Here is a 24,440-nt window from a genome sequence, read left to right as displayed (position 1 = left end):
CGGCGAATCTTCATGGTCTGCCGGCAGCAGAGATTTAGTGGGCGGCCAGATGACAAACAGGATCGAATGAAAAAACATTTCCGGCACAAAACGCTTGTCTTTTTTTGCGCTTTTATACTCTCTGGCTGTGCCAATTTATCCGGACATAGCCTGTTCAGCCATTACAGTGCCAGCACGAAAACCAGCCGGCAGGCTTTGTATCAAGGCCAGGTACAGGGCGCATTAGACACCCTGCCTGATGAACCTGCTGGGGCGATTCTCGACGGCATGGAGCGGGGCAGGCTGACGATGCTGGCCGGCGATTACACCGCCAGCTTTGCTGCGCTGCAGAAATCGGACAACGCGGTTAAAGAACAGCAAGATGCTGCCCGGATTCAGGTGTCTGAAGGGTTGAACCAGGCGGGTTCATTGTTCACCAATGACAATATGATCAGCTACCAAGCCTCTGATTATGAACTGGGATTTTTGCATTTATATCTTGCGCTGAACTACATTCATGATCGGGACCTGGATGGTGCGCTGGTTGAAATGCGCAGAGCGAACCAGGTTCAGGAAGCGGCCAAACAGCAGCGTGAATCTGAGTTAGCCTCGGCAGAAAATCAACTGCAAAAAGATGGGCTGACAGACAATATCGGTTCGGTGCTCGCGCGTTACCCGAATGCCGGCCAGACGCTGGCAGCGGTGCAGAATGGCTATTTATTCTATCTGTCAGGCATGCTGTATGAGGCGGACGGCAATCTGAATGATGCCTATATCGATTTCAAACGGGCATTAGCGGTTGCTCCCGAAAATCCCTATGTGGCAGAGGCGGTGCAAAGACTGGCTGAGCGGTTGAGCATGAAAGATGATCAGCAGCTGTTGGCCAAAAAGTATGGTCCCTGGCAATCACCTCCGTCAGAAACTGGTCGCCTGATTATTTTAGATGAACAGGGTGTGGTACAGGCTCCCGAAGGCTGGCGCTTGCCGCTTTGGCTTTATGACAGCCAGGGTCAGAGTGTGCTTTACAATCTGGCACTGCCTCATTACCCACCGCGTCCGACGGTTTTGCCGGGTAAACTCAGCTTGAACAACCGGTTACTGACTGCGCCACCTTTGGTCAATGTCGATCAGATGGCGAAACAGAGTCTGAGCGAAACCCTGCCAGTGCGGGTATTGCGCCAGAGCCTGCGAGTGATTGCCAAAGAACAGGTCAGGCAGTCGGCGGCGCGAAACGGTGATGAAGTCGGTAATGTTTTGGCGAATATATTCAATGCATTAACAGAGCAACCGGATACCAGAAGCTGGCAGACGCTGCCTGCTCAGGTTGCCTTGTACCAGGAAGACTTGCCTCCCGGCAGCCATCAGATTCAATGGCAGGGCAGGTCGGTGGATGCTGAGGTTAAATCAGGCCGTACCACGATGGTCTGGATTTCCCGACAAGGTCAGTCAATGAGTGGCTGGTCGGTGTTATTAGGAGGAAACTGATGAAATATTTTGCGACAATATTGTTCACTGTGATGATGGCAGCCTGTGCGGATACCACAACCTCTGGTATCAGTATTGATAGCAGTAACCAGTATGTGGTCATTGCCAATCCTTATCTGGCTAACCAGATTGGGATAGAAAAAGCCATTGTCTCGCGTCAGAATGGTTTGCTTCAGGCCGGTGTACCGGTAAACAGCAAGTCAGATACTGATATTAAGCTGCAGTATCGTTTTTACTGGTACGATGCCAAAGGCTTGGAAGTCAGCGGTAGCGAAAGCCCGTGGCGGCAGTTCGTTCTGCATGGTAAGGACACAATGACAATCAAAGCCATGGCGAAGAGCACGGATGTCACCAATTACCGTATTTATATCCGTGAAGCGACCAGTACCTGGTAAATAAGTTGAGTGGGCTGATTGCAATCACCTCATTATTCCAACAATGATAAAAACCGATGAAGGGCTAGAAATGAAAAAACGCGTCATAGCTTTAGTGGGAATTGCTGCCCTGATGGGTGGCTGTGCAAAACAGGTAACTTATGGAGATGCTCAGGGGGTAGAAACCACGACCTCTGAATTCGGCTCGACTGACCTGCAAAAGATTGCGGAAAACATGACAGACAGCATGCTGGCATCGGGTTCAGTGGGTGCGATCACCGCCGGTAAGCGGCCTATCATCGTAGTGGACAGCATCAAAAATAAAACCAGCGAGCACATCGATACAGAATCGATTACCGATTCAATCAGCACACGAATGCTCAACTCAGGCAAGTTCCGTTTTGTCGATATGACGCGTGTAGAAGCGGTACGTAAGCAACTGAACTTCCAGAACAACGATGAACTGGTGAATCAAAGCACAGCGATTCAGTTTGGCAAGATGGTTGGCGCGGAATACATGATGTACGGTAACCTTGCCAGTATTGTGAAGCAATCAGGCAGCGATAAAGACGTGTATTACAAAATGACGATGCGCCTGATGGATCTGGAAACCGGCCTGATCGAGTGGGCGGATGAGACTGAAATTCGTAAGCAGGAAGCCAAACGCTTGCTGGGCTGGTAAGTGCCTGACTCATCGTTTCTACAGCCGGAAGAATGGCCATTCTCCCGCATTGCTGGTTTCGATGTACTGAATGCCTGCCCTTTGGGGGGCGGGCTCAGTAACCGATGCTGGCGGCTTGTTCTGCACTCCGCTTCCTCATCTGATTTACAAGCGGTCTGGCGTCCTGTCAGCCCGGCCAGCCAGGCATTTGGCATTGATCGTCAGCAAGAATACCAGCTGCTGTCAGCGATTCAGCCTTGCCGGTTTGCCCCGCATCCGATTGCACAAACACCGGCCGGTATACTGGTGGCGTGGCTGGCAGGAGAGGTTTGTACCCATTCCCCATCACCAGCTGTGCTGATGGCTTTGCAGGCCAAGATTCACCGACTACCTCTGCCCGGCTGGCGGTTAGCCGTGCGTCAGCGGGCTGAACACTATCTTGCTGCCATCTCACCGGAGGATAACGGGGAGGCGCTGGCATCAGTATGCGCACATTATTTCAGCCATATTCCTCACAGTGGGTTTCCTGACACCTGTTGCCATCATGATCTGGGATTTTACAATCTCATTCAGCGTCCGGGCGGCGAGCTGGCCGTGATTGACTGGGAGTATGCGGCGGCCGGTGACCCGATGCTGGATCTGGCGCTGACGGTTCAGGCCAACCATCTTGATGTTGTAACCGTTGCGCAGCACTACTGCCGTTACCAGGGAGGTGACCCGGCCCTTGTCTCACAAGCAGTGCAGCGGTGGCTCCCCTGGTGCGATTTCTTGGCTATGCTTTGGTATTATGCTGGCGCAAATTTGTGGCAGGATGAGAACTATCGTATTGAGGCAAAAGCATTGTTAGCAAAATTGGCTGCGGTCTGATTGCTATCGCCGGGTAAATCTGTCAGACAGTTTCTGGAGGAAGTGCGTGTGAGTCTAGCCTGTGCTCGTTGGCATCGTCCGTTACTGTTACTGTGTTTGTTGGTTTTTCTCTCGGGGTGTGCCGCCCGTCTTGCCTATAACACCATGAACTATTGGGTTCCCTGGTATCTGGATGATTATGTCAGCCTGACTCCGACGCAGGCATCCCGGTTTGAAAGCGAGCTGTTACAGGCTCAGGCTGTGCACCGTCGTCAGGAGCTGCCAAAACTGCATCAGCATATTCTTGATTTTCAGCAGGATCTGCAACGCCCGTTGACCTCAGCCCAGATAGCGCGCTACCACTATAGCTTTACGGCACTGGCAGAGCAGAGTGTTTCCGTTTTTACCCCGCCGGCGGCAAACTTGCTGCGATACCTGAGTAATATCCAGATTGATCAAATTAACAGTAAGATCAATAAGGATTTGGATGAACTTCGGGCCAAAAGAGAGAAGTTGAGTCAGGAAGAGAAGCTTCAGCGCTATACCACCAGATTTGAAAAGTTCAGCAAGGAATGGATTGGTTCACTGACCGAAGAGCAAGAAGCCATTATTGAGCAACTGGCAAAGCATCAGTTGGATATTGAGCCGGTCTTTTTTTCTGCGCGCAGCGGGCTTTATCAGCAATGGCAGGCGCTATTGTTACAGCGTCACCGTCCGGAATTTGATGCCAGCCTCGAGAGGTTATTCAAAGATGTTGTCGCGCTTCGCTATGCGCCGGTGCAGTCCCAATTAGATCAATATCTTCAGCGCCGATTTGCCTTAATGGCGCAGTTGAATCAGAGCTTGTCTTCTTCTCAGCGCCAGTATCTGATGAATCAATTAACCGAAATGCGCAAAGAGATAGCCGTCCTGATCCAACAGTAACCATTATCAATGGCCCGATTAACCGCTTTTATTTTGTGGTTAATGGTGAATGTCGTATAGTGATTCACCTTGATACGGACATTTTCCAGGAGTCGCTTTACTATGATCATTTATCTGCATGGCTTTGATTCCACCAGCCCTGGGAATCACGAAAAAGTACTTCAGCTGCAATTTATCGATCCCGATGTTCGCGCAGTGACTTATAGTACATTTCATCCCAAACACGATATGCAACACTTACTGAAAGAAGTGGATAAGCTGATTGCTGCCAGTGATGATGCGCACCCTTTGATATGTGGCGTGGGACTAGGGGGATACTGGGCTGAGCGGATCGGTTTTCTCTGTGGTATCAAGCAAGCAATTTTTAACCCAAATTTACATCCTGAAACAAATATGCAGGGAAAAATAGACCGGCCGGAAGAGTACGAAGATATAGCAACAAAATGCGTGTCTGATTTCAGAGAAAAAAATATCGGGAAGTGCCTCTGTATACTTTCAACTGATGATGAAGTGTTAGATAATCGATCCATAAATAGAACATTGGACGCATATTACCAAGTGATCTGGGACGAGACACAAACACATAAATTCAAGAAAATCTCCCAGCACTTACAAGCAATAAAGCAATTTAAAGCAGCCCATTGAGTATATGCCTCTCCCTCCGCAGACGGATTGAAACGATCCGCTGCCCAACTCTACGTCAGTCAGAATTTTTACCTGGCAGGGCAATATCCCTGCCGGTTTGTGCAAGATTTATAAAAACTAGAGGAAAAAGACTGTGACGAGAATCATCGTAGTTGGAGGCGGTGCCGGGGGCCTGGAATTGGCCACCAAACTAGGGCGAACCTTAGGCCGTAAACGGAAGGCAAACGTTACCCTGGTCGACAAGAACAGCAGTCATCTGTGGAAACCACTGTTACATGAAGTGGCGACCGGCTCGCTGGATGAAGGCGTTGACGCATTGAGCTACCGTGCGCATGCCAAAAACCATCATTTCGATTTTCAATTGGGCGCACTGAAAGACATTGACCGCGACCGCAAAAGCATCACATTGCATCCGCTTTACGATGAGCACGATGAGCTGCTGATCCCCGAGCGTGAGATTGAATACGATATTCTGATCCTGGCTATTGGCTCGAAATGTAATGACTTCAACACCCCAGGGGTACGTGAGCATTGTATTTTCCTGGACAGTCCGGCGCAGGCACATAAATTCAGAACTGAAATGAATAATCAGTTTCTGAAGCTGCATGCCCACAAAGAACAGAAAACGGTGGATATTGCCATTGTCGGCGCGGGTGCGACCGGGGTGGAACTGTCCGCGGAGCTGCATAATGCGGTGAAAGAGCTGCGTTTGTACGGCTTTGGCGATTTGGACAGTTCACGACTGAATGTCAACCTGATTGAAGCCGGTGAGCGTATTCTGCCTGCATTGCCGCCGCGCATTTCAGCTGCCGCGCATACCGAGCTGACTAAGCTGGGCGTAAAAGTGCACACGGCAACCATGGTGATTAAAGCAGATGAAACCGGCCTGACAACTAAAGATGGCCAGCATATTCCGGCCAAACTCATGGTCTGGGCAGCGGGCATTAAAGCCCCGGATTTCATCAAAGACATTGCGGGTCTGGAAACCAACCGTATTAACCAGCTGGTCGTGAAAGACACGCTGCAGACCACCCGTGACGATGATATTTATGTGATTGGGGATCTGGCGGCCTGTACGCAAAAGGACGGCACCCTGGTGCCGCCACGTGCACAGTCGGCTCATCAGATGGCAAGTCGCTGCTTCTCAAATATCGTTGCCAAACTGACAAATCGTGCGCAGAAGCCTTATGTCTTTGTGGATCATGGTTCGCTGGTTTCCCTGAGCCGCTTTTCTACCGTCGGGAGCCTGATGGGCAATCTGACCAAAGGGTCGATGATGATTGAAGGCCGCATTGCCCGCGTGATGTATATTTCGCTGTACCGGATGCACCATATTGCGCTGCACGGTTTCTTCAAGACCAGCCTGATGATGCTGGTCGGACGCATTAACCGCGTGTTGCGTCCTAACCTTAAACTTCATTAAGGCTATCGTGCCAGGAGTCTGACACCTGGCAATAGCGCCCAATAAAAAACCGCCGTCATGAAACGGCGGTTTTTTTATTATCTCTAAGCCACAGTACCTAGTACGGCCGATGGTGATGGCTTGGCTATCAATTAATTTTTAATAACTCGACATCGAAAATCAGCACCGATCCGGGACCGATTTTACCCATAGAGCGGTTACCATACGCCAGTTCGGCCGGGATAAACAAACGCACTTTTTCCCCTTCAACCATCAGCTGAAGCCCTTCGGTCCAGCCTTTGATCACCTGATTGAGGTTAAAAGCGATCGGCTCGCCACGCTCAACAGAGCTGTCAAACACAGTGCCGTCAATCAGTGTGCCGTGGTAGTGGACAGTCACTTTGTCCGATGCCTTGGGGTGTTCCGTTCCCGTGCCTGATTTCAGCACAGTATATTGCAAGCCGGAGGCTGTGGTTTTAACACCTTCCTGATTTTTATTGGCTTCAAGGAAGGCTTTGCCTTCTTCTGCATTTTGAACCGCCAGCTGCTTATTGTTCTGGCTGCGTTGAAAGAAGAAAATCACCAAGCCGATAATAATGATCGCGAGAATAATTTTAAACACTGATATTCCTACCTTTTTGTATTGTCTTTGATGAATATAGCCAAGTATTCCGTGTTATTTGGCTATCTTAGCCTATCCGGTTGCGTTTCGGTGCCAAGTCCTGCGGGATCAGTGAGTAGACCATGCCATCGCAGGCTTTGCCATGGGTGTAAATTCGGTTACGGCTCAGAGATTCGAACAGGGCACCTGTACGTTCAGCCGTTTTCTGGCTGGGGGTATTCGTAATGTGTACCACGATTTCCAGTCGGGTCAGTGCCAGCGTATCAAACGCAAAACGCGCCAGAGCGATAATCGCTTCTGTCGCATACCCCTGACGATGGCAACTGCTTCGGATCCAATAGCCCAGTTCAGCAGAATTGGTCAGCTGAGACAGATTATTCAGACACACAGTGCCTAAAAACTTGTCGTCACGGCGGGTAAAAATCGCCAGCTCGTAGCCATTGTCGATTTTCCAGTTCATCTGAGAAGCCGACAGCCAGGCGTGTGCATCCTGTTGGTCATAGCCATCATGGCACCACTCAACCCAGGGCGATAAATCCGGCTGCGATTCCAGTACCGCGGACAAGTTGTCATCGACATCCGCAATTTTGTAGGGTCGCAGGTAAAGGCGGGGAGTGGTGAGCAAGAAGTCCAGCTTCATCAGTGATTCCTGCAGACAGTAACCGGAAAAAGGGGCCGGATGGCCCCTCGCAAATGTTGTTATTCTGAATCAAGGCGGCGGATTTGGACCACCATCCCCATTAGCGGGTGATCAAGATAATGGGTTTCACCGCTTCGCATTTTACGCTGCTGGTCAAAGCGGAATGCTTTGAGGAATTCTTCAACTTCTATTTTCTTTTTCACTTCCTGCAGCTGACCGTACTGAACCGTGCCGCTCTGGTTTGGATCCAGACTGTCTAAGGGCTCGGTGCCGACAACCACTTCACGGCGGCCAGGCTCACGTAAATCCAGCTGGGTATTGGTGAAAAGAAAGTGATTCACATAGACCTGAATTTTCCCTTCAAGCTCATACAGCGGCTTACTCGCTGCCGGAGCAGGCTCTGTTTGCGTGACTTCACCGGAAGCAAGATCAAAGCTGGGCGGTGCTGTCATTTCATTGTTGCTCAGGCCACGGCGCGCCGCTTCGGCTTTTGAGGTGCCGTCTTGCAGAAACTGGTCTGAGAAATCCCGGCCAGCGGTTAAGTGAAAAGTCGGTGCTTGTGCTTTGCTGAGATCCCCCTGCCGCCAGCCAAAGTGAGCAAGCGGGGTGAAACCGGCATGACTCTTCAAGCGCTGATACTGTTCGCTCAGCTTAAATCGGCTTGCCGGCATCGGCGTAATGCCTCTGTTTGCCAGTTGCGCCATATTGTTCAGTCGCACCGCGCCACTGTAATTCAGAGGCTCTGCCTGATCCGGCCAGGATTCAGCCGTTTGTCCCGGATCAATATTTCGCTTGAAGATAATGACTTCAATGTCAAATTGTCGTGCTGCGAAACTTGGCAGGCTGATGGCAAGCAGCAGCAAATAAATCAGATTTTTCAAGGTTATACTCCGCACTGGTATGCAGCCATTATAGGGTGTTTTCAGCTAATTGTGTTAGGAAGCCGTCAACATACTTGATGCGCTCCCGGCGATCCGTCAGAGTTGCCGTGACCTTCAGCTTAGTCGGACCATCCATTCTGAACTGCTGTGGCTGTGATTGTAACAGACCGACCAGAAAACCGGGATCAATGGCAGCATTTTCAGTAAATTCAAAATAGCCGCCTTTTTCTCCGGCTTCGATGCGACGAAGCCCCAAATTTGCTGCTTTTAGTTTCAGCGTATTCAGGGTGAGCAGGTTCGTGGCGGCATCCGGCAGCAGGCCAAAGCGGTCAATCAGCTCCACTTTGATTTCGTTGAGCGCATCTTCATTGCCGGCACTGGCAATCCTTTTATACAGGGACAGGCGCGTATTGATATCCGGGATGTAATCTTCCGGCAGCAGGGCTGGTAAGCGCAGCTCAACCTCAGTCTGTTCGCGCAGCAGGTCATCCAGCGACGGCTCTTTGCCGGCTTTGAGTGCCTCGACGGCTTGTTCCAGCATTTCCATGAACAGGGTAAAACCGACCGACTGAATCTGACCCGATTGCTCATCACCCAGCAGCTCACCGGCCCCGCGTATTTCGAGATCGTGTGTCGCCAGCGTAAAGCCGGCGCCCAGATCTTCCAGCGAAGCAATGGCCTCCAGGCGCTTCACGGCGTCTTTGGTCATCCGCTTGGGATGCGGGGTCAGCAGATACGCATAGGCCTGGTGGTGAGAACGACCAACGCGGCCACGCAGCTGATGCAACTGGGCCAGACCAAGATGATCAGCCCGGTTGATCACTATGGTGTTCGCTGTCGGCACGTCAATCCCGGTTTCGATGATCGTTGTACAGACAAGCAGGTTAAATCGCTGATGATAAAAGTCGCTCATGACTCTTTCCAGCTCACGTTCGCGCATCTGTCCATGAGCGGTCGTGATACGCGCTTCCGGGATCAGCGTGGCCAGATCCTGCGCCGTTTTTTCAATACTTTCTACGTCGTTGTGCAGGAAATACACCTGCCCGCCGCGCATAATTTCACGCAATACGGCTTCTCGGATGATCAGATCTTCACGCTCGCGAACGAAGGTTTTGATCGCCAGACGCCGGGCAGGTGGTGTGGCGATAATCGACAGATCGCGCATGCCGCTCATGGCCATATTCAGCGTACGCGGAATCGGGGTGGCGGTGAGCGTGAGTATGTCGACGTCCGCACGTAGTGATTTCAGTTTTTCTTTCTGGCGGACGCCGAAGCGGTGTTCTTCATCGACAATCAGCAGGCCGAGATCCTGATACTTCACTTCGGCGTTGAGCAGTTTGTGCGTGCCGATCAGAATATCAATTTTTCCCTCAGCGACATCTTCCATAATCGCTTTTTGTTCTTTTGCGGTTTTGAAGCGGGACAGCACTTCCACACGCACCGGGGTATTGGCAAAGCGGTCGCGGAAATTTTCAAAATGCTGCTGTGCGAGCAACGTGGTTGGCACCAGCACTGTGACCTGTTTGCTGTTATCGACGGCCACAAAGGCAGCCCGCATGGCGACTTCAGTTTTACCGAAACCGACATCACCGCACACCAGTCTGTCCATGGCTTTGGCCTGACACATATCCGACAGCACGGCATTAATGGCCATGGCCTGATCATGGGTTTCTTCGAACGGGAAGCCGGTACAGAAATCGGCATAGGCTTCGCGATCGAGTTTAAATTTGAAACCCGGTTTGAGTTCGCGCTTGGCGTAGACATCCAACAGCTCTGCGGCGACATCACGGACTTTTTCTGCCGCTTTTTTGCGGGCTTTCTGCCAGCTTTCACTACCCAGTTTATGGATAGGAGCGGCGTCTTCAGCACCACCCGAATAGCGGCTGATAAGATGCAGGGATGCCACGGGCACATAAAGTTTGGCGCCGCCCTGATACTCCAGAGTCACGTATTCTGTGGTAATGCCGCCGGCTTCGAGGGTCTGCAAGCCCTGATAGCGGCCGATGCCATGATCAAGGTGGACCACAGGCTGGCCAATTTTCAGCTCAGCCAGATTTCGGATAATGGTGTCTGAGCTGACCGTGCGCTTATCTTCACGGCGACGGCGCTGAATCACACGCTCACCCAGTAAATCACTTTCACAGATGAAAGCCAGAGCCGGTTCGTCGAGGATAAAGCCCTGTTCCGCGGCGCCAATCACCAGCGTGTACGGACTGGCAGCTGACATGGCCTCTTCAAGACTGTGACAGACCATAGGGCGCAGTTTTATCCGGGCCAGCAGGTCCAGCAAGGCTTCACGGCGGCCTTCACTGGCCACGGAAAAGATGATTTTTCCGGTGAAGCTTTCCTGAAACTGTCGCAGCGCTGATAGGGGCTCTTTCAGCTGATGATTGATCGTCAGCGTCGGTACCGGTGAAATGGCCGGGTTGAACCGACCGGCTTTGTCTTCTTCCGGGGCTCTGTTCAGCTTGACCTGCGGCAGGGATTTAAAGCCGCTGAACATTTCTGCGGTGGTCAGCCACAGGGCTTTCGGCTCGAGCAGCGGGCGCAGCGGGTCGACACGGCGCTCCTGAAAACGGTATTCGGCATCTTGCAGAAAATGTTCCGCCGCGTTGTCCAGATCGCCAATGGTCAGTAGCAGCGTGTTATCCGGCAGATAATCAAACAAGGTATCTGTATGGTCGAAAAACAGCGGTTGCCAGTATTCAATCCCTGCCGGCCAGGTGCGTTTGCTCACCTGCTGATAGACGGACTCTGGCTCACGGCGGGCTTCGAATTGCTCACGCCAGCGCATGCGGAAGTTCTCGACAGCCACTTCGTCTGTCGGAAACTCGTGTGCGGGAAGCAGGTGAATATTGTCAATTTCACCGGTTGAGAGCTGTGTTTCCGGGTCAAACTGACGAATTGAATCCACTTCGTCATCAAAGAAATCAATCCGGAAGGGCTCATTGTTTCCCATCGGGAAGAGATCAAGCAGTGAGCCGCGGCTGGCGTATTCGCCATGTTCCATCACCTGATCGACATGGCGGTAACCGGCGGCTTCAAGCTGCAGACGTAATTTTTCCAGCGACAGGCGATCGCCTTTACTGACCAGCAAGGCGTGCTGATGGATAAAGCTGCGCGGTGTCAGGCGTTGCAACAGGGTACTGACAGGAACCAGCAAGACACCATCCTGCTGCGTCGGCAGTTGATACAGACGTGCGAGGCGATCAGAAATGATGTCCTGATGCGGCGAAAAACTGTCATAGGGCAGGGTTTCCCAGTCAGGAAAAATATTGACCTCTGACTGAGTGAACTGGCTGATCTCGGGCTGTAAACGCAATGCCGTCTGTGTATCCGGCACCACAGCCAGCACTGGCCCTGTGTGGCTTTTCGCCAGTTCGGCAATGGCAACCGCCAATGCGGCGCCGGAGACATTTCCCACAAAGCGCTTGTCGCCGGCTTTGTTCGGCAAGGGTAGAGAAAATAGCGTGTGTGTTGTCATGACTATGATTGGCTTTCGTTTCGTTGCAGCGCACGTTGACGCAGCAGTTTTTGTTGGATGTGCAAAGCTGCACGAATGAGTAGATCCCTGTCGTCTTCCTGCAGTCGGGTGTACTGCAGTGTGATGTCAAACTTATCTTCCCTGACCTGACAGTCGCAGACACTGGCATAGCAATACACGGCAGCAGGGGGATGATCAAGAAACAGTTTCAGGCGAACCTGAGAATCTATTTGAAGCGGCTGTTCTGCCAGGTAAGTCAGCTGGCTGGCCCCGAAGGTTTGCGTGGTATGACGAAAGGTTGGGTCATCTTGCTGTGAGAGCACAAAAGAGAGCAGCAGATTGATCTTATTGTTCTGTGCCGCAAGATAATCCAGCAGTGGCCGGTTCATCGTCTTACTATCCTGCTGCAGCATTTTTTCTGCACTGCCTTCCAGTTCGCTACATTCACTGGCAACACGAAACAGCGGTGGAATTTCCCGCAGAAATTCGGCGTCATCGGGCAGCACAGCATGTTCCCCCAAAGGTTCAACATTAATGGTAAGCCCTGCATGGACTGAAAAGTACTCGTCCTGATTCATGTCACACTCGTGATTTGTTAACTATTCTTCGATTATCACTTAGCATCGGCTAACGGGCAAGTTAGAGGTCTCAACAGGTTGATTTCTAGCCACTCTTTTTGCATGAGATTGACCAAGTTGCATGGTAATCACAGCCAGCAGCAGGTATGCTTTTGACCACTGTTAACAGGATGGTTCCAGACTGAATGATGTTTCATCCCTTGCCTATTTTTATTGGGCTGCGCTATCTGAAAGGCCGTTCGGGTGACCGTTTCAGCCGCTTTGTTTCTGCAATGTCCACTGCAGGCATCACCATAGGTGTGCTTGCGCTGGTGATTGTCATTTCTGTAATGAATGGTTTTGAGCAGCAGCTTAAAGACCGCATTCTGGGTGTGTTGCCGCAGGCACTGATCACGCAGCAGGATGGCCCTTTTACTCAGCCGGAAGCACCGCCAGCGGCGCTGTCTGCCTTACCTCAGGTCAACCGGGTGGTGCCGTTAACCCGCGCAGAGGCCGTGTTGCAAAGTGCTGGTGCACTGGCGGCCGGATCCATGCTGGGGGTAGAACCGGAAGGTTATGAACCCCTGGCGGCGCACATGGTGCAAGGGCAGCTTGCTGATCTGACACCGGGCAGTTACCGGGTCATTCTCGGGAATGGCATGGCGCAGCAATTGGGGGTTAAAGTCGGGGATAAAGTTCGCCTGATGGTGACCAGCGTCAGCGTCTATACCCCGCTGGGGCGTATTCCCAGTCAGCGCAATTTTATTGTCTCTGGCATCTATTTCACCGGTTCCGATGTCGATAAATCTCTGGTGTTAACCAACATTGCCGATGCAGGGCGTCTGTTACGTTACAAACCCGAAGCGTTCACCGGCTGGCGCTTGTTCCTCGATGATCCGTTTAGCGTCACAGCGCTCTCACAGTCTGATTTGCCCGATGGTTTGAGTTGGTCAGACTGGCGGGATCAGCGCGGTGAGCTGTTTCAGGCAGTGAAAATGGAAAAGAACATGATGGGGCTGATGCTGGGGCTGGTGGTTGGCGTCGCGGCTTTTAACATCATTTCGGCCCTGATTATGGTGGTGATGGAAAAGCAGGCTGAAGTCGCTATTTTGAAAACGCAGGGAATGACCAGTCAGCAGGTACTGCTGACCTTTATTGTGCAGGGAGCCAGCAGCGGTGTGATAGGGGCTGTGATCGGCGGCATACTGGGCACCCTGCTGGCATTGAATATTAATGGTATTTTGTCGCTGCTGGGCGTTGATCTGGCAAGCTTAGGTGGTTCGTTACCGGTCGATGTGAAGCCATTCCAGGTGGCTATCGTAATTATCGGGGCGATCTGTTTGAGTTTACTGGCGACCCTTTTTCCTTCTTATCGGGCGGCGGCTGTCCGTCCTGCTGAGGCCTTGCGTTATGAGTGATTCGTTATTGGTATGCCAGCATCTGAGTAAGGTATACCGTGAAGCCCAATTGGAAACCCAGGTGCTGAATGATATCAGCCTGCAAATTGAAGCCGGGGAACTGGTGGCGATTGTCGGGTCATCGGGATCGGGCAAAAGCACCCTGCTGCATTTACTGGGGGCGCTGGATGCGCCGACGTCAGGAGATGTGTACTTTAAAGGCAAGAAACTCAATGGCATGAGCGCCAATAAACAGGCCAGAATTCGTAACCAGGACATCGGTTTTGTTTATCAGTTTCACCATTTGCTGTCTGATTTCTCTGCGGAAGAAAATGTCGCCATGCCCTTAATGATTGGCGGGGTATCCGCCGCGGCTGCCAAAGAGCAGGCCAGACAGATTCTGGGCCAGGTGGGGCTGAGCCACAGAACCAGCCACAGACCCTCAGAACTCAGTGGTGGCGAGCGCCAGCGGGTCGCCATTGCCCGGGCACTGGTGAATAAACCGGCCCTGGTTCTGGCGGATGAGCCGACCGGGAATCTGGATCATAAAACCGCGTTGGAAATTTACGATCTGATGCGCAAACTGAATCAGGAATCGGGCACCGCTTTTCTGGTGGTCACGCATGACAATGAACTGGCCGGCAAACTTGATCGTTGCCTGCATATGCAGGATGGCCAGTTGGCGGCCTTTGAGGTGACCTGATGCGACCACTGTCTCTTTTTATCGGCAGCCGCTTTAGCCGGGCCCGGCAGCGGAACCGACTGGTTTCTTTTATCTCAATCTCTTCCATTCTCGGTATCGCAGTGGGTGTGGCGGTGATTGTGATTGGCCTGTCGGCAATGAATGGCTTTGAACGTGAGTTACAAAACCGGGTACTGGCGGTGATCCCTCATGGTGAACTGGAAGCTGTGAAACCGCCATTCACCGACTGGCAATCGGTTCTGGAAACCGTTGAAAAGCACCCCAGAGTCAAAGCGGCGGCACCTTATGTGCAATTTACGGCCTTGCTTGAAAAGGGCACGCAGCTCAAAGCGGTGGAAGTCAGAGGGGTCGATCCTGTGCAGGAAACCCGGGTCAGCGCCTTGCCTGGGTATGTCAAAGACGGTGCATGGCAAGGTTTCCAGGCGGGTCAGAAACACATTATTCTCGGGCAGGGCGTTGCGGATCTGCTGGGGATACAAGTGGGTGACTGGATCTCCGCCATGTTGCCAAACCGTGATAGTGGCAATCAGCTTAAAGCGCCGAAGCGTATTCGTCTGCAGGTAGCCGGGGTGCTGGCGCTGGGCGGTCAGATTGACCATAACTTTGCCTTAGTGCCCCTGCAAGATGCGCAGGATTACCTGGCCATGGGGGAAGGGGTTTCAGGCATTTCGATCAATGTGGACCAGGTGCTGGATGCCACCAACATCGTGAAAGAAGTCGGATATACCTTACCTGTGTATGTCTATCTAAAGAGCTGGACGCAGAAGTACGGGTATCTTTATCGCGATATCCAACTGGTGCGTACCATCATGTATCTGGTGATGGTGCTGGTGATTGGGGTGGCGTGCTTTAACATCGTTTCCACGCTGATGATGGCGGTGAAAGACCGAGCGGCAGATATTGCGATTCTGCGGACCATGGGCGCCAGTGATCGTCTGGTCAAAATGATTTTTGTCTGGCATGGCTTGCTGTCTGGTCTGATTGGCAGCTTGCTCGGGGCTTTTCTGGGGGCCTTGGTTGCATTGAATCTGACTTCGATTGCGCATTTTGTGGAAAAACTGATTGGTCATCCGTTTTTATCAGGGGACATTTACTTCGTGAATTTCCTGCCGACTGAGCTGAGATGGCATGATGTGGTGATCGTGATGGTGACAGCGATTGTGCTGAGCCTGCTGGCAACCTGGTACCCGGCTCGCAGGGCGAGTGCACTTCAGCCCGCGCAAGTCTTAAGTGCCAAGTAACAGTCGGTAAATTGACGCGTATATTGCCTGAGCTTGTGAATCAGGCCGAAAAAGTATTGATGCAAATGATGCATGACCGTTAATCGATATTATCCGGCTTCCAAACAGGCAGTGTTTTTCTGCACGCCATAAATATAAGTTATAAAAAAACCTCGCATTGGCGAGGTTTTTTTATGGGCAATCGTAGGCGCTTATTGTCTGGAGAACTGATGACCGCGAGCGTTGATTAACGGAAGCGGCGGCGGTTCCAGCTTCTGACAACAGAATAACGCCAGAATCCCCGAATGCCGAAGTAACCAATCAATGCGCAAATTGTCCCGCAAACTAAACAGCCCAGCAGAAACGGCGGACCAATCTGGTTCATCTGTTGTTCAAGGAAGGCCCAGGACAGCTCGAAATGGAAAGGCTGATAGGGCACGTTCATCAGCCATGCCCCGAGCTTGTATGCCGCGTAGAACATGACCGGCATCGTGATTGGATTGGTAATCCATACCAGAGAAACGGAAAGCGGCAGATTGACGCCAAACAGTATGGCTAACCCTGCAGCCATGATCATCTGGCTGGGTAAGGGGACGTATGCCATAAACAGTCCCACCGCGAATGCGCCAGAGGCGGAGCGGCGGTTCAGACACCACAGGTTAGGGTTATGCAGCACAGTACCAAAAACTTTCAAAGCCTTGTGGTTTTTAATCATCTCTGGGCTGGGCAAGAAACGTTTTATCAGTTGTCTTGGCATCGTCTGTCGTTATTTTTAATGGCTGTTAGCGTCAGGTTGTCATGATGTTTCAGATGACAGCCGGTTTATCCATTGGCGTTTTGTCACTTCACTACTGGCAATCCTTACCAGACTACAAATGGTTTATTACAGCCATGATTATAGGTGGAGCGATATTTTTTTGTTTGCGTATCAACTTGTTTCTTGCGATCGCAATCGGTGGGCTCTGGGCATGGGTCACTGCTGTTGACTATAGCCAGGCAGTCAATAGCCTTCCTCAGGAGCGCGAGAATATTACCATAGTTGGCGAAGTTCGCAGCCTAATTAATCATAATATTCTTGATAAGCGATTCATTTTTGTTGCTGAGCGTGTGAAGGAACGCGATCTTCTGCGAAAAGATGCGATCCGTTTATTGCTTGACTGGCCGGCGGTGACGCATCTCAAGCAAGGGCAACGGTATCAGCTGGAGATCAGGGTTCGTCGCCCCAACGGACGTGCAAATATCGCAGGGTTTGATGCTGAACGTTATGCGGTGGGGAACGGTATCCATGCCACAGGGACCGTCATTGCCGGTAGGTTGCTGTCGCAAAATGACACGATGAGCTGGCGTCAGCGCTGGTTTGATCTTGCGGTGCAGCAAACGGAGGGTTTCACCTACCGGGCCTATCTGTTAGCACTCGGTTTTGGCGAGAGAGATGGCTTAGATCAGGATGACTGGTCAATCCTTCGTGATAGTGGACTGGCTCACCTCATGGCAATATCCGGTTTGCATATCGGACTGGTTGTCGTGATTGGATGGGGCATCGGAAGCCGGGTGCGAGGAGCCTTGCCTGAGTCCGGACGTTGGTTCTGGTTACCTTTCTGGCTGGCGTTACTGCTGGCGTACGGTTATGCCTGGCTGGCCGGATTCAGTATTCCCACTCAGCGCGCTTTACTGACATCGGTCTTGTGTCTGCTGATGATTCGTTGCGGCGTGGTTTGGAGCGGATTGCAATTATGGTCAGTGATACTGGCCAGTTGCCTGATACTCAATCCGCTGGCCTCTTACTCGGCCGGATTATGGCTGTCATTTGGCGCGGTGCTGGTGTTGTATCTGGCCAATACTGGTGGTATCCGGCGACGAAAGCAGGCTGAGCAGGCCCGGATGCCATGGCACGAGACCGTCCGTGTTTACGTGCTGCTGCAACTGGCACTGCTGGGGCTCATGCTGCCGTTGCAGTGGGTCTGGTTTGGCGGGATCTCGCTGGCGGCGCCGCTGATCAATCTGCTCGCGGTGCCCTGGGTCAGTCTGGTGACTGTGCCTTGCGTTCTGATGGCTGTTGTTACGATCACTGTGCCTGGTCTCTCTGGTGTATTCTGGCAGTTCGCTGATTGGTCTCTGCATCCGGTTATTGCCCTGGCAAGCCTGGCCGAAGGTGCCTGGTGGCCACTGTCAGAAAGCCTGTTTATCGTCCTGCTGGCGATGGTGACGGGTATCGTGTTGTGCTGGCTGCTGCCCTGGCGGCGTTTTCTATGTCTTCAACTGAGTCTGGTTCTGGCAATGTGGGGAGTCAGTTACTGGAGCAAGTCCCAAACGCTTGATCCTGACAGCTGGCAGGTTGATATGCTGGATGTCGGGCATGGTCTGGCGGTACTGATTCAGCGGCAGGGCCGAGCCGTGCTTTACGATACCGGCAACAGCTGGCCGGGCGGGAGCATGGCGCTTTCGGTCATCGAGCCGGTATTGAGACGGCAGGGCATCCGCCATCTGGACGGTTTTATTCTCAGCCATGCCGATGCCGATCATGCTGGCGGAACACCGGATGTGCTAACACGCCTGAATCCGGCCTGGCGGCGCAGCAGTGACCAGCGCGAGGGCTTTGCGCCTTGTGTTCGTGGCCGCTTATGGCGCTGGCAGGGACTGACCTTCAAGGTACTCTGGCCGCCGAAAAGGGTAACAAAAGCCGCCAATCCGCATTCCTGTGTGATCCAGGTGAGTGACCAGTGGCTAAACCCGGAATCTGACACATCGCTGTTGCTCACCGGTGACATTGATGCCATTTCGGAGTTGCTGCTCGCCAGGCTGGAGCCGGATCTGAAAGCGGATATCTTGCTGGTGCCCCACCATGGCAGTAACTCATCGTCCACTCAGACCTGGTTAGATTCGTTGCAGGCGACATACGCCTTAGTCTCTGCCGGAAAATACAGCCCCTGGGCTTTACCGGCGGAGCAGGTCAGGCAGCGTTATCTGATGCAGGGCCTGGACTGGCTGGATACAGCACAAGACGGCCAGGTCAGCATGCGTATTGAACAGGGTGAAGTGGCGGTCACACGCTATCGCAAAGACAGCCGGCAGCACTGGTATCAACCGCTTTTCAGGCCTTGATTGAGCCTCTCAAATTGGGAACGAACGGATAAAAAAGCATCGCTTTTCAGGATTTAAGAAGCAAGAGGGCCTTGTAACTTACTTGGTGCATGACTCGTTAACGAGTAGAATAACCGCCACTAACAGATAACAATCGGTTTTACATGATACAAGCTAACGATCAATCCACCTGGGATACGTTCAAACGACTCTGGCCTTCAATCAGCTTATACAAAGCGGGTTTGATTGCTGCCGTTATCGCGCTGATCATTAATGCAGCCAGTGATGCATTGATGTTATCCATGATCAAACCTTTGATGGATGAAAGCTTTGGCGGTCTGAACAGTGTGGACTCCAATTTTCTGGCCAAGATGCCTTTTTATCTTCTGGGGTTGATGCTGATTCGTGGCTTGAGCGGCTTTGTTTCCACTTATTGCCTGTCCTGGGTCTCCGGCAATGTTGTGATGAATATGCGTCGGCAGGTGTTTAACCACTTCATGACGATGCCGGTCAGTTTTTTGACAAAGAATCATCCGGCGCGCTCTTATCCAGAATTACCTATGACACCGAGCAGGTTGCCTCCGCAACCAGTGGTGCGCTGGTCAGTCTGGTTCGTGAAGGTGCAACGATCATTGCGCTGATGGGGATGATGTTCTGGAACAGCTGGCAGCTGTCTGCCATTTTGCTGGTGATTGCCCCAGTGGTGGCTGTCAGTATTCGTGTGGTCTCAAAACGCTTCCGCCGCATTTCTAAAAATATGCAGGACACCATGGGCTCTGTGACCTCATCGGCTGAGCAGATGCTGAAAGGGCACAAAGTTGTATTAAGCTACGGCGGGCAGCAGGTCGAGAAAAGCCGTTTTGAGCAAGTCAGCAATCGCATGCGTCAGCAGACCATGAAGCTGGTGTCGGCTCAGGCAATCGCCAACCCTGTGATTCAGCTGATTGCGTCAATGGCGCTGGTGGCTGTGCTGATCCTGGCCAATACCGAAAGTCTGCGCAGTGAACTGACGCCCGGCACTTTTGCCCTGATCTTTGGGGCCATGTTCGGCATGATGCGGCCACTGAAAGCGCTGACCAATGTCACCTCTCAGTTTCAGCGTGGGATGGCGGCGTGCCAGACGCTGTTTGGCATCCTGGAGCTGGAAACCGAAAAAGATCACGGTACTTACGAAACCCAGCGGGTGAAAGGAGATGTGGCCTTTAAAGATGTCACCTTTACCTATCCAACTAAAGATACTCCCGCACTGCGCAATGTCAGTTTTGACTTACCGGCCGGTAAAACACTGGCCCTGGTTGGCCGCTCGGGCTCGGGTAAAAGTACGATTGCGAATCTGCTCACCCGTTTCTATGACATCGATTCGGGCCTGATTACCATAGATGAGCGTGACATCCATGATTATAAACTGGCCAACCTGCGCGATCAGGTGGCGATTGTGTCGCAAAACGTGCACCTGTTTAACGACACCATCGCCAACAATATCGCCTATGCCAGTGGTGATAAATACAGCCGTAAAGATATCGAAAAAGCCGCTGAACTGGCCTATGCCATGGACTTTATTCAGGGGATGGATCAGGGTCTGGATACGGTGATCGGCGAAAACGGCGTCAGCTTATCCGGTGGTCAGCGTCAGCGTATCGCAATTGCCCGTGCGCTGTTGCGCGATGCACCTGTACTGATCCTCGATGAAGCCACATCGGCGCTGGATACAGAATCCGAGCGTGCGATTCAGGCCGCATTGGATGAGCTGCAGAAAGACAAAACCGTGCTGGTGATTGCTCACCGTTTATCGACCATTGAAAATGCCGATGAAATTCTGGTGGTGGACGAAGGCGAAATCATCGAACGCGGTGTCCATGCCGCGTTGCTGGAAAAAGACGGCGCCTATGCGCAGTTGCACCGAATCCAGTTTGGCGAATAAGCAGAGCGGGTCTCATGACAAATCTGATTGAAAAAATCTGGTTTGAGCGCCACCCGGCAGGGTGGGCGCTGGCACCTGTCTTCTGGCCATTAAGCCAACTGTTTGGCTGGATTAGCCGCCGCCGCCGCCATGCTTTCCAATCCGGTAAAAAAGTGGCGTACCGCGCCTCCGTTCCTGTGGTCGTGGTTGGCAATATTACTGCAGGCGGAAACGGTAAAACCCCGGTCGTGATCTGGCTGGTGGAACAACTTCAGGCGCAGGGTTTGACAGTCGGCGTGGTATCCCGGGGGTATGGCGGCAAATCGGATCATTATCCACTGCGCCTCAATGAGCGCACAACAACGGCAGAAGCGGGTGACGAGCCGGTATTGATTGCTCGTCGTACCTGTGCCCCTGTTGTGGTTGCACCAAACAGGGCGGAAGCGGTGAAAGTGCTGGAAAAGGACGTCGATGTCATAATCACCGATGACGGCCTTCAGCATTACGCGCTCGCCAGAGACATTGAGATTGTCGTTATTGATGGTAATCGCCGCTTCGGCAATGCACAGTTGATTCCTATGGGGCCACTGCGCGAGCGCTGTGACCGACTGAACGAGGTCGACTTTCTGATCTGCAATGGTGGCGAAGCCCGCCACAATGAAATTGCCATGCAACTGAAGCCCGGTGAGCTGGTGAATTTGCTGACCGGTGAACGCCGGTCACCAGACAGCCTGCAAAATGTCGTGGCTATGGCCGGAATCGGTCATCCGCCACGTTTTTTTGCCACCTTGAATACGCTGGGCGTGACGCCGCTTCATTGCCAGCCCTTCCCGGATCATCAGGCTTTTGAGGCCAGTGAACTGGAAGCGCTGGCAGAGCAAGGCGAACACCTGGTGATGACTGAAAAAGATGCGGTGAAGTGTCAGGCATTTGCCCGGCAAAATTGGTGGTATCTGCCTGTTGATGCCAAACTTTCAGAGCCTCAGTCAATCGAATTACTGAACAAAATTATAGAAGTGAAGGAAGAATATGGATCACCGTCTGCTTGAGATCGTTGCTTGTCCGGTATGCAAAGGCAAACTGCACTTTGATAAAGACAATAATGAACTGATTTGTAAATTTGATCGCCTGGCTTATCCGATAAATGACGGCATTCCAGTTCTGCTGGAGCCGGAAGCGCGCACTTTGAGTGCCGATGAGGTGATGTAATGGCATTCACTGTCATTATTCCGGCCCGTTATCAATCCTCCCGTTTACCCGGCAAACCGCTGGCCGATATCGCCGGGAAACCGATGATTCAGTGGGTGTACGAACAAGCGAGCAAAGCCGGTGCCAGACAGGTCATTGTCGCGACGGATGATCAGCGCATCGCAGAGGCGGTGACAAGTTTTGGTGGTGAGGTGTGCCTCACGCGGGCAGATCATGAATCTGGTACTGAACGTCTGGCGGAAGTGGTTGAAAAGTACCAACTGGCTGCTGATGAAATCGTGGTGAATGTGCAGGGCGATGAGCCGATGATCCCGCCAAGCATCATTCGTCAGGTGGCAGACAATCTGGCCCGCAGTGACGCGCCTATGGCCACCCTGGCGGTGGAGATTGACCATGCTGATGAAGTGTTTAACCCGAATGCCGTCAAAGTGGTCATGGATAAAAACGGTTACGCGCTGTATTTCAGCCGGGCCTCCATTCCGTGGGATCGCGATAACTTTGCCAAGCGCCCGCAGGAGATCCATCAAAATCTGCTGCGCCATATCGGGATCTATGCCTACCGGGCTGGTTTCATCAATACCTACATCAACTGGGAACCCAGCGCACTTGAGAAAATCGAGTCGTTAGAGCAGTTGCGCGTACTCTGGCACGGCGAAAAAATTCACGTTGATGTCGCCATTGATCCGCCTCCGGCTGGCGTAGACACCCCGGAAGATCTGGCAAAAGTCCGTTTACTGATTCAGTAAGTGGGATAACTCGATATGAAAACAGCCGACCAAGAGGTCGGCTGTTTTTTGTCACTTCTGGACACCGTTATCACGGTAGCGAAAGAGCTTCAGGCAATAGCGTGGATCAGAAGAAACCCAGCGGATTGGCATCATAACTCACCAGCAGGTTTTTGGTGTTTTGGTAATGATCCAGCATCATTTTGTGGGTTTCGCGGCCAATCCCGGATTTTTTGTAACCCCCAAAGGCTGCGTGCGCCGGATAGGCGTGATAGCAGTTCACCCAGATCCGGCCAGCTTCAATGCTTCGTCCCATCCGGTAGGCGCGGTTGGCATCCCGGGTCCAGACTCCGGCGCCCAGACCGTATTCGGTGTCATTGGCGATCGCCAGCGCTTCAGCTTCATCCTTGAAAGTGGTGATGGCAATCACCGGACCAAAGATTTCTTCCTGGAACACGCGCATCTTGTTGTGGCCTTTGAGCAAAGTCGGTGAAATGTAATATCCGGATGCAAGCTCCCCGCTTTGTCTGGCGATATCGCCACCGAACAGGACTTCAGCACCTTCCTGACGCCCGATTTCAAGATAGCTCAGAATCTTATCGAATTGTTCCTGAGATACCTGCGCGCCCACTTGGGTGTCAGTGTCCAGCGGGTTGCCTTGCTGAATCGTGTTGGCCCGCTCGATGACCTTAGCGATGAATTGATCATAGACAGACTCCTGGACCAGCACGCGGGACGGGCAGGTGCAGACTTCCCCCTGGTTAAAAAAGGCCAGCAGCAGACCCTCGACGCATTTATCCAGATAGGCATCTTCGTGATCGAAAATGTCTTCAAAGTACACATTGGGCGACTTGCCGCCCAGCTCAACAGTGGAAGGGATCAGGTTATCGGCGGCACATTTCAGAATGTGATGACCGATTTCCGTCGAGCCGGTGAAAGCCAGTTTGGCAATGCGTTTGCTGGTGGCCAGCGCCTGACCGGCTTCATTGCCATAGCCGTTGACAACGTTGACCACGCCAGCCGGGATCAGATCACCGATGGTTTCCATCAACACCAGAATTGAGGTGGGCGTCTGTTCAGCGGGTTTCAGAACCACGCAGCAGCCTGCCGCCATTGCCGGCGCCAGTTTCCAGGCGGCCATCAGCATAGGGAAATTCCAGGGAATGATCTGGCCGACAACGCCGACAGGCTCTGGGAAATGGTAACTGGCCGTGTGGGCGTCCAGTTCTGCCGCTGAACCTTCCTGCGCCCGGATACATCCGGCGAAATAACGAAAATGATCCACGACCAGAGGCAGATCGGCGGCCAGGGTTTCGCGCACCGGCTTGCCATTCTCCCAGCATTCGGCCACGGCCAGCATTTCCAGATTGGCTTCGATACGATCGGCAATTTTCAGCAGAATGTTGGCGCGTTCTGTCACGCTGGTGCTGGCCCATTGGGCGCGGGCTTCATGCGCGGCATCCAGAGCCAGTTCAATATCAGCTTCGCCGGAACGAGCGACCTGACAGTACACCTTGCCGTTCACTGGCGAGATATTGGCCAGATATTGTCCGGACACCGGTTGAACCCACTTACCGCCAATGTAATTGTCGTAGTGAGACTTGAAATTGATGATAGCGTCAGCGGAACCTGGTTGAGCGTAGATCATAACAATATCCCTTTTCTGTTGATGTGATGAGCTAACGAGTCAGAGTGTGTTTTTTTA

Annotated in this window: 22 protein-coding genes and 1 pseudogene; 15 read left to right on the top strand and 8 right to left on the bottom strand. The window is 52.4% G+C overall.

Going from position 1 to position 24,440, the window contains the following annotated elements:
* Nucleotides 1-66: 66 nt before the first annotated feature.
* The 7 genes from P4S53_RS18150 (at nt 67) to P4S53_RS18120 (ending at nt 6,337) form a co-directional block, all read left to right on the top strand.
* On the top strand, nt 67-1,464 hold the full coding sequence (locus P4S53_RS18150) for a COG3014 family protein (protein ID WP_337113788.1): 1,398 nt from the start codon (nt 67-69) through the stop codon (nt 1,462-1,464).
* Nucleotides 1,464-1,859: a YcfL family protein gene (locus P4S53_RS18145; protein WP_337113787.1), complete on the top strand. Its 396-nt coding sequence runs from the start codon at nt 1,464-1,466 to the stop codon at nt 1,857-1,859. The genes P4S53_RS18150 and P4S53_RS18145 overlap by 1 nt, the downstream gene beginning before the upstream one ends.
* Before the next feature lie 70 nt (nt 1,860-1,929).
* The gene (gene lpoB / locus P4S53_RS18140; RefSeq protein WP_046219739.1) at nt 1,930-2,520 is read left to right on the top strand and encodes a penicillin-binding protein activator LpoB; all 591 of its coding nucleotides are present in this window, start codon (nt 1,930-1,932) and stop codon (nt 2,518-2,520) included.
* Entirely contained in the window at nt 2,521-3,366 is an 846-nt protein-coding gene (locus P4S53_RS18135; protein ID WP_337113786.1) for a phosphotransferase, read from the top strand. It abuts the gene before it with no gap.
* Between the two features lie 48 nt (nt 3,367-3,414).
* Nucleotides 3,415-4,269: a DUF6279 family lipoprotein gene (locus P4S53_RS18130; protein ID WP_337113785.1), complete on the top strand. Its 855-nt coding sequence runs from the start codon at nt 3,415-3,417 to the stop codon at nt 4,267-4,269.
* A 102-nt stretch (nt 4,270-4,371) separates the two neighbouring features.
* Nucleotides 4,372-4,914 carry an alpha/beta hydrolase YcfP gene (gene ycfP, locus P4S53_RS18125; RefSeq protein ID WP_337113784.1) on the top strand — a complete coding sequence of 181 codons (543 nt, stop codon included), beginning with the start codon at nt 4,372-4,374 and terminating at the stop codon, nt 4,912-4,914.
* 133 nt (nt 4,915-5,047) lie between these two features.
* Nucleotides 5,048-6,337: an NAD(P)/FAD-dependent oxidoreductase gene (locus tag P4S53_RS18120; protein ID WP_337113783.1), complete on the top strand. Its 1,290-nt coding sequence runs from the start codon at nt 5,048-5,050 to the stop codon at nt 6,335-6,337.
* A 127-nt stretch (nt 6,338-6,464) separates the two neighbouring features.
* Here P4S53_RS18120 and P4S53_RS18115 read toward each other — a convergent pair whose 3' ends face one another.
* The 5 genes from P4S53_RS18115 to P4S53_RS18095 form a co-directional block, all read right to left on the bottom strand.
* Nucleotides 6,465-6,938, bottom strand: a complete 474-nt coding sequence (locus tag P4S53_RS18115; protein ID WP_337113781.1) for an FKBP-type peptidyl-prolyl cis-trans isomerase — start codon at nt 6,936-6,938, stop codon at nt 6,465-6,467.
* A 67-nt stretch (nt 6,939-7,005) separates the two neighbouring features.
* Nucleotides 7,006-7,578: a GNAT family N-acetyltransferase gene (locus P4S53_RS18110; RefSeq protein ID WP_337113780.1), complete on the bottom strand. Its 573-nt coding sequence runs from the start codon at nt 7,576-7,578 to the stop codon at nt 7,006-7,008.
* A 59-nt stretch (nt 7,579-7,637) separates the two neighbouring features.
* Nucleotides 7,638-8,459, bottom strand: a complete 822-nt coding sequence (locus P4S53_RS18105; RefSeq protein ID WP_337113779.1) for a peptidoglycan binding protein CsiV — start codon at nt 8,457-8,459, stop codon at nt 7,638-7,640.
* A 28-nt stretch (nt 8,460-8,487) separates the two neighbouring features.
* Nucleotides 8,488-11,943 carry a transcription-repair coupling factor gene (gene mfd / locus P4S53_RS18100; RefSeq protein ID WP_337113778.1) on the bottom strand — a complete coding sequence of 1,152 codons (3,456 nt, stop codon included), beginning with the start codon at nt 11,941-11,943 and terminating at the stop codon, nt 8,488-8,490.
* A 2-nt stretch (nt 11,944-11,945) separates the two neighbouring features.
* Nucleotides 11,946-12,521, bottom strand: coding sequence for a PilZ domain-containing protein (locus P4S53_RS18095; protein WP_337113777.1), 576 nt, complete (start codon nt 12,519-12,521; stop codon nt 11,946-11,948).
* A gap of 188 nt (nt 12,522-12,709) precedes the next feature.
* On the opposite strand from P4S53_RS18095, the gene lolC reads away from it, so the two are divergent.
* The 3 genes from lolC to lolE are packed head-to-tail and all read left to right on the top strand — an operon-like array spanning nt 12,710 to nt 15,841.
* Nucleotides 12,710-13,918: a lipoprotein-releasing ABC transporter permease subunit LolC gene (gene lolC / locus P4S53_RS18090; RefSeq protein ID WP_337114529.1), complete on the top strand. Its 1,209-nt coding sequence runs from the start codon at nt 12,710-12,712 to the stop codon at nt 13,916-13,918.
* Nucleotides 13,911-14,600 carry a lipoprotein-releasing ABC transporter ATP-binding protein LolD gene (gene lolD, locus P4S53_RS18085; RefSeq protein ID WP_337113776.1) on the top strand — a complete coding sequence of 230 codons (690 nt, stop codon included), beginning with the start codon at nt 13,911-13,913 and terminating at the stop codon, nt 14,598-14,600. Before lolC ends, lolD begins: the two co-directional genes overlap by 8 nt.
* On the top strand, nt 14,597-15,841 hold the full coding sequence (lolE, locus tag P4S53_RS18080; protein WP_337114528.1) for a lipoprotein-releasing ABC transporter permease subunit LolE: 1,245 nt from the start codon (nt 14,597-14,599) through the stop codon (nt 15,839-15,841). Before lolD ends, lolE begins: the two co-directional genes overlap by 4 nt.
* A gap of 226 nt (nt 15,842-16,067) precedes the next feature.
* Here the strand turns inward: lolE and P4S53_RS18075 are convergent, their stop codons facing one another.
* Nucleotides 16,068-16,577 (bottom strand): DUF2062 domain-containing protein, encoded by a 510-nt coding sequence (locus tag P4S53_RS18075; RefSeq protein WP_120511125.1) that lies wholly within the window; start codon nt 16,575-16,577, stop codon nt 16,068-16,070.
* Between the two features lie 44 nt (nt 16,578-16,621).
* On the opposite strand from P4S53_RS18075, the gene P4S53_RS18070 reads away from it, so the two are divergent.
* Nucleotides 16,622-18,922, top strand: a complete 2,301-nt coding sequence (locus tag P4S53_RS18070; RefSeq protein ID WP_337113775.1) for a DNA internalization-related competence protein ComEC/Rec2 — start codon at nt 16,622-16,624, stop codon at nt 18,920-18,922.
* Between the two features lie 160 nt (nt 18,923-19,082).
* On the opposite strand, the gene P4S53_RS22665 is transcribed toward P4S53_RS18070, so the two are convergent.
* Nucleotides 19,083-19,205, bottom strand: a complete 123-nt coding sequence (locus P4S53_RS22665) for a hypothetical protein (RefSeq protein WP_442958707.1) — start codon at nt 19,203-19,205, stop codon at nt 19,083-19,085.
* On the opposite strand from P4S53_RS22665, the pseudogene msbA reads away from it, so the two are divergent.
* The 4 genes and pseudogenes from msbA to kdsB all read left to right on the top strand — a co-directional run bounded on the left by msbA (nt 19,195) and on the right by kdsB (nt 22,756).
* A pseudogene (gene msbA, locus P4S53_RS18065) lies at nt 19,195-20,822 on the top strand (lipid A ABC transporter ATP-binding protein/permease MsbA). The gene P4S53_RS22665 and the pseudogene msbA sit on opposite strands and share 11 nt — an antisense overlap.
* A gap of 14 nt (nt 20,823-20,836) precedes the next feature.
* A complete protein-coding gene (lpxK, locus tag P4S53_RS18060; RefSeq protein WP_337113774.1) occupies nt 20,837-21,850 on the top strand; it encodes a tetraacyldisaccharide 4'-kinase in 1,014 nt (337 codons plus the stop codon).
* Nucleotides 21,831-22,010 carry a Trm112 family protein gene (locus P4S53_RS18055; RefSeq protein ID WP_027253299.1) on the top strand — a complete coding sequence of 60 codons (180 nt, stop codon included), beginning with the start codon at nt 21,831-21,833 and terminating at the stop codon, nt 22,008-22,010. The genes lpxK and P4S53_RS18055 overlap by 20 nt, the downstream gene beginning before the upstream one ends.
* The gene (kdsB, locus tag P4S53_RS18050) at nt 22,010-22,756 is read left to right on the top strand and encodes a 3-deoxy-manno-octulosonate cytidylyltransferase (protein ID WP_337113773.1); all 747 of its coding nucleotides are present in this window, start codon (nt 22,010-22,012) and stop codon (nt 22,754-22,756) included. The genes P4S53_RS18055 and kdsB overlap by 1 nt, the downstream gene beginning before the upstream one ends.
* 106 nt (nt 22,757-22,862) lie before the next feature.
* On the opposite strand, the gene exaC is transcribed toward kdsB, so the two are convergent.
* Nucleotides 22,863-24,383, bottom strand: coding sequence for an acetaldehyde dehydrogenase ExaC (gene exaC, locus P4S53_RS18045; protein WP_337113772.1), 1,521 nt, complete (start codon nt 24,381-24,383; stop codon nt 22,863-22,865).
* Nucleotides 24,384-24,440 lie beyond the last annotated feature (57 nt).

This window comes from Photobacterium sp. Hal280, assembly GCF_037162255.1.
Classification (GTDB): Bacteria; Pseudomonadota; Gammaproteobacteria; order Enterobacterales; family Vibrionaceae; genus Photobacterium.
The sequence above is the reverse complement of the archived record's forward strand: the minus strand, read 5'-3'. Positions and strand labels throughout refer to the sequence as shown.

What these genes read in the sequence shown, in the direction of transcription:
- P4S53_RS18150 (WP_337113788.1), top strand. Translation starts at nt 67, where the DNA reads ATGAAAAAACATTTCCGGCACAAAACGCTTGTCTTTTTTTGCGCTTTT.
- lolD (WP_337113776.1), top strand. Translation starts at nt 13,911, where the DNA reads ATGAGTGATTCGTTATTGGTATGCCAGCATCTGAGTAAGGTATACCGT.
- P4S53_RS18110 (WP_337113780.1), bottom strand. Translation starts at nt 7,578, where the DNA reads ATGAAGCTGGACTTCTTGCTCACCACTCCCCGCCTTTACCTGCGACCC.
- P4S53_RS18095 (WP_337113777.1), bottom strand. Translation starts at nt 12,521, where the DNA reads ATGAATCAGGACGAGTACTTTTCAGTCCATGCAGGGCTTACCATTAAT.
- P4S53_RS18055 (WP_027253299.1), top strand. Translation starts at nt 21,831, where the DNA reads ATGGATCACCGTCTGCTTGAGATCGTTGCTTGTCCGGTATGCAAAGGC.
- lolC (WP_337114529.1), top strand. Translation starts at nt 12,710, where the DNA reads ATGTTTCATCCCTTGCCTATTTTTATTGGGCTGCGCTATCTGAAAGGC.
- lpxK (WP_337113774.1), top strand. Translation starts at nt 20,837, where the DNA reads ATGACAAATCTGATTGAAAAAATCTGGTTTGAGCGCCACCCGGCAGGG.
- kdsB (WP_337113773.1), top strand. Translation starts at nt 22,010, where the DNA reads ATGGCATTCACTGTCATTATTCCGGCCCGTTATCAATCCTCCCGTTTA.
- P4S53_RS18145 (WP_337113787.1), top strand. Translation starts at nt 1,464, where the DNA reads ATGAAATATTTTGCGACAATATTGTTCACTGTGATGATGGCAGCCTGT.
- ycfP (WP_337113784.1), top strand. Translation starts at nt 4,372, where the DNA reads ATGATCATTTATCTGCATGGCTTTGATTCCACCAGCCCTGGGAATCAC.
- P4S53_RS18070 (WP_337113775.1), top strand. Translation starts at nt 16,622, where the DNA reads ATGTTTCAGATGACAGCCGGTTTATCCATTGGCGTTTTGTCACTTCAC.
- exaC (WP_337113772.1), bottom strand. Translation starts at nt 24,383, where the DNA reads ATGATCTACGCTCAACCAGGTTCCGCTGACGCTATCATCAATTTCAAG.
- P4S53_RS22665 (WP_442958707.1), bottom strand. Translation starts at nt 19,205, where the DNA reads ATGGATAACATCAATGCATCACTGGCTGCATTAATGATCAGCGCGATA.
- lpoB (WP_046219739.1), top strand. Translation starts at nt 1,930, where the DNA reads ATGAAAAAACGCGTCATAGCTTTAGTGGGAATTGCTGCCCTGATGGGT.
- P4S53_RS18075 (WP_120511125.1), bottom strand. Translation starts at nt 16,577, where the DNA reads ATGCCAAGACAACTGATAAAACGTTTCTTGCCCAGCCCAGAGATGATT.
- mfd (WP_337113778.1), bottom strand. Translation starts at nt 11,943, where the DNA reads ATGACAACACACACGCTATTTTCTCTACCCTTGCCGAACAAAGCCGGC.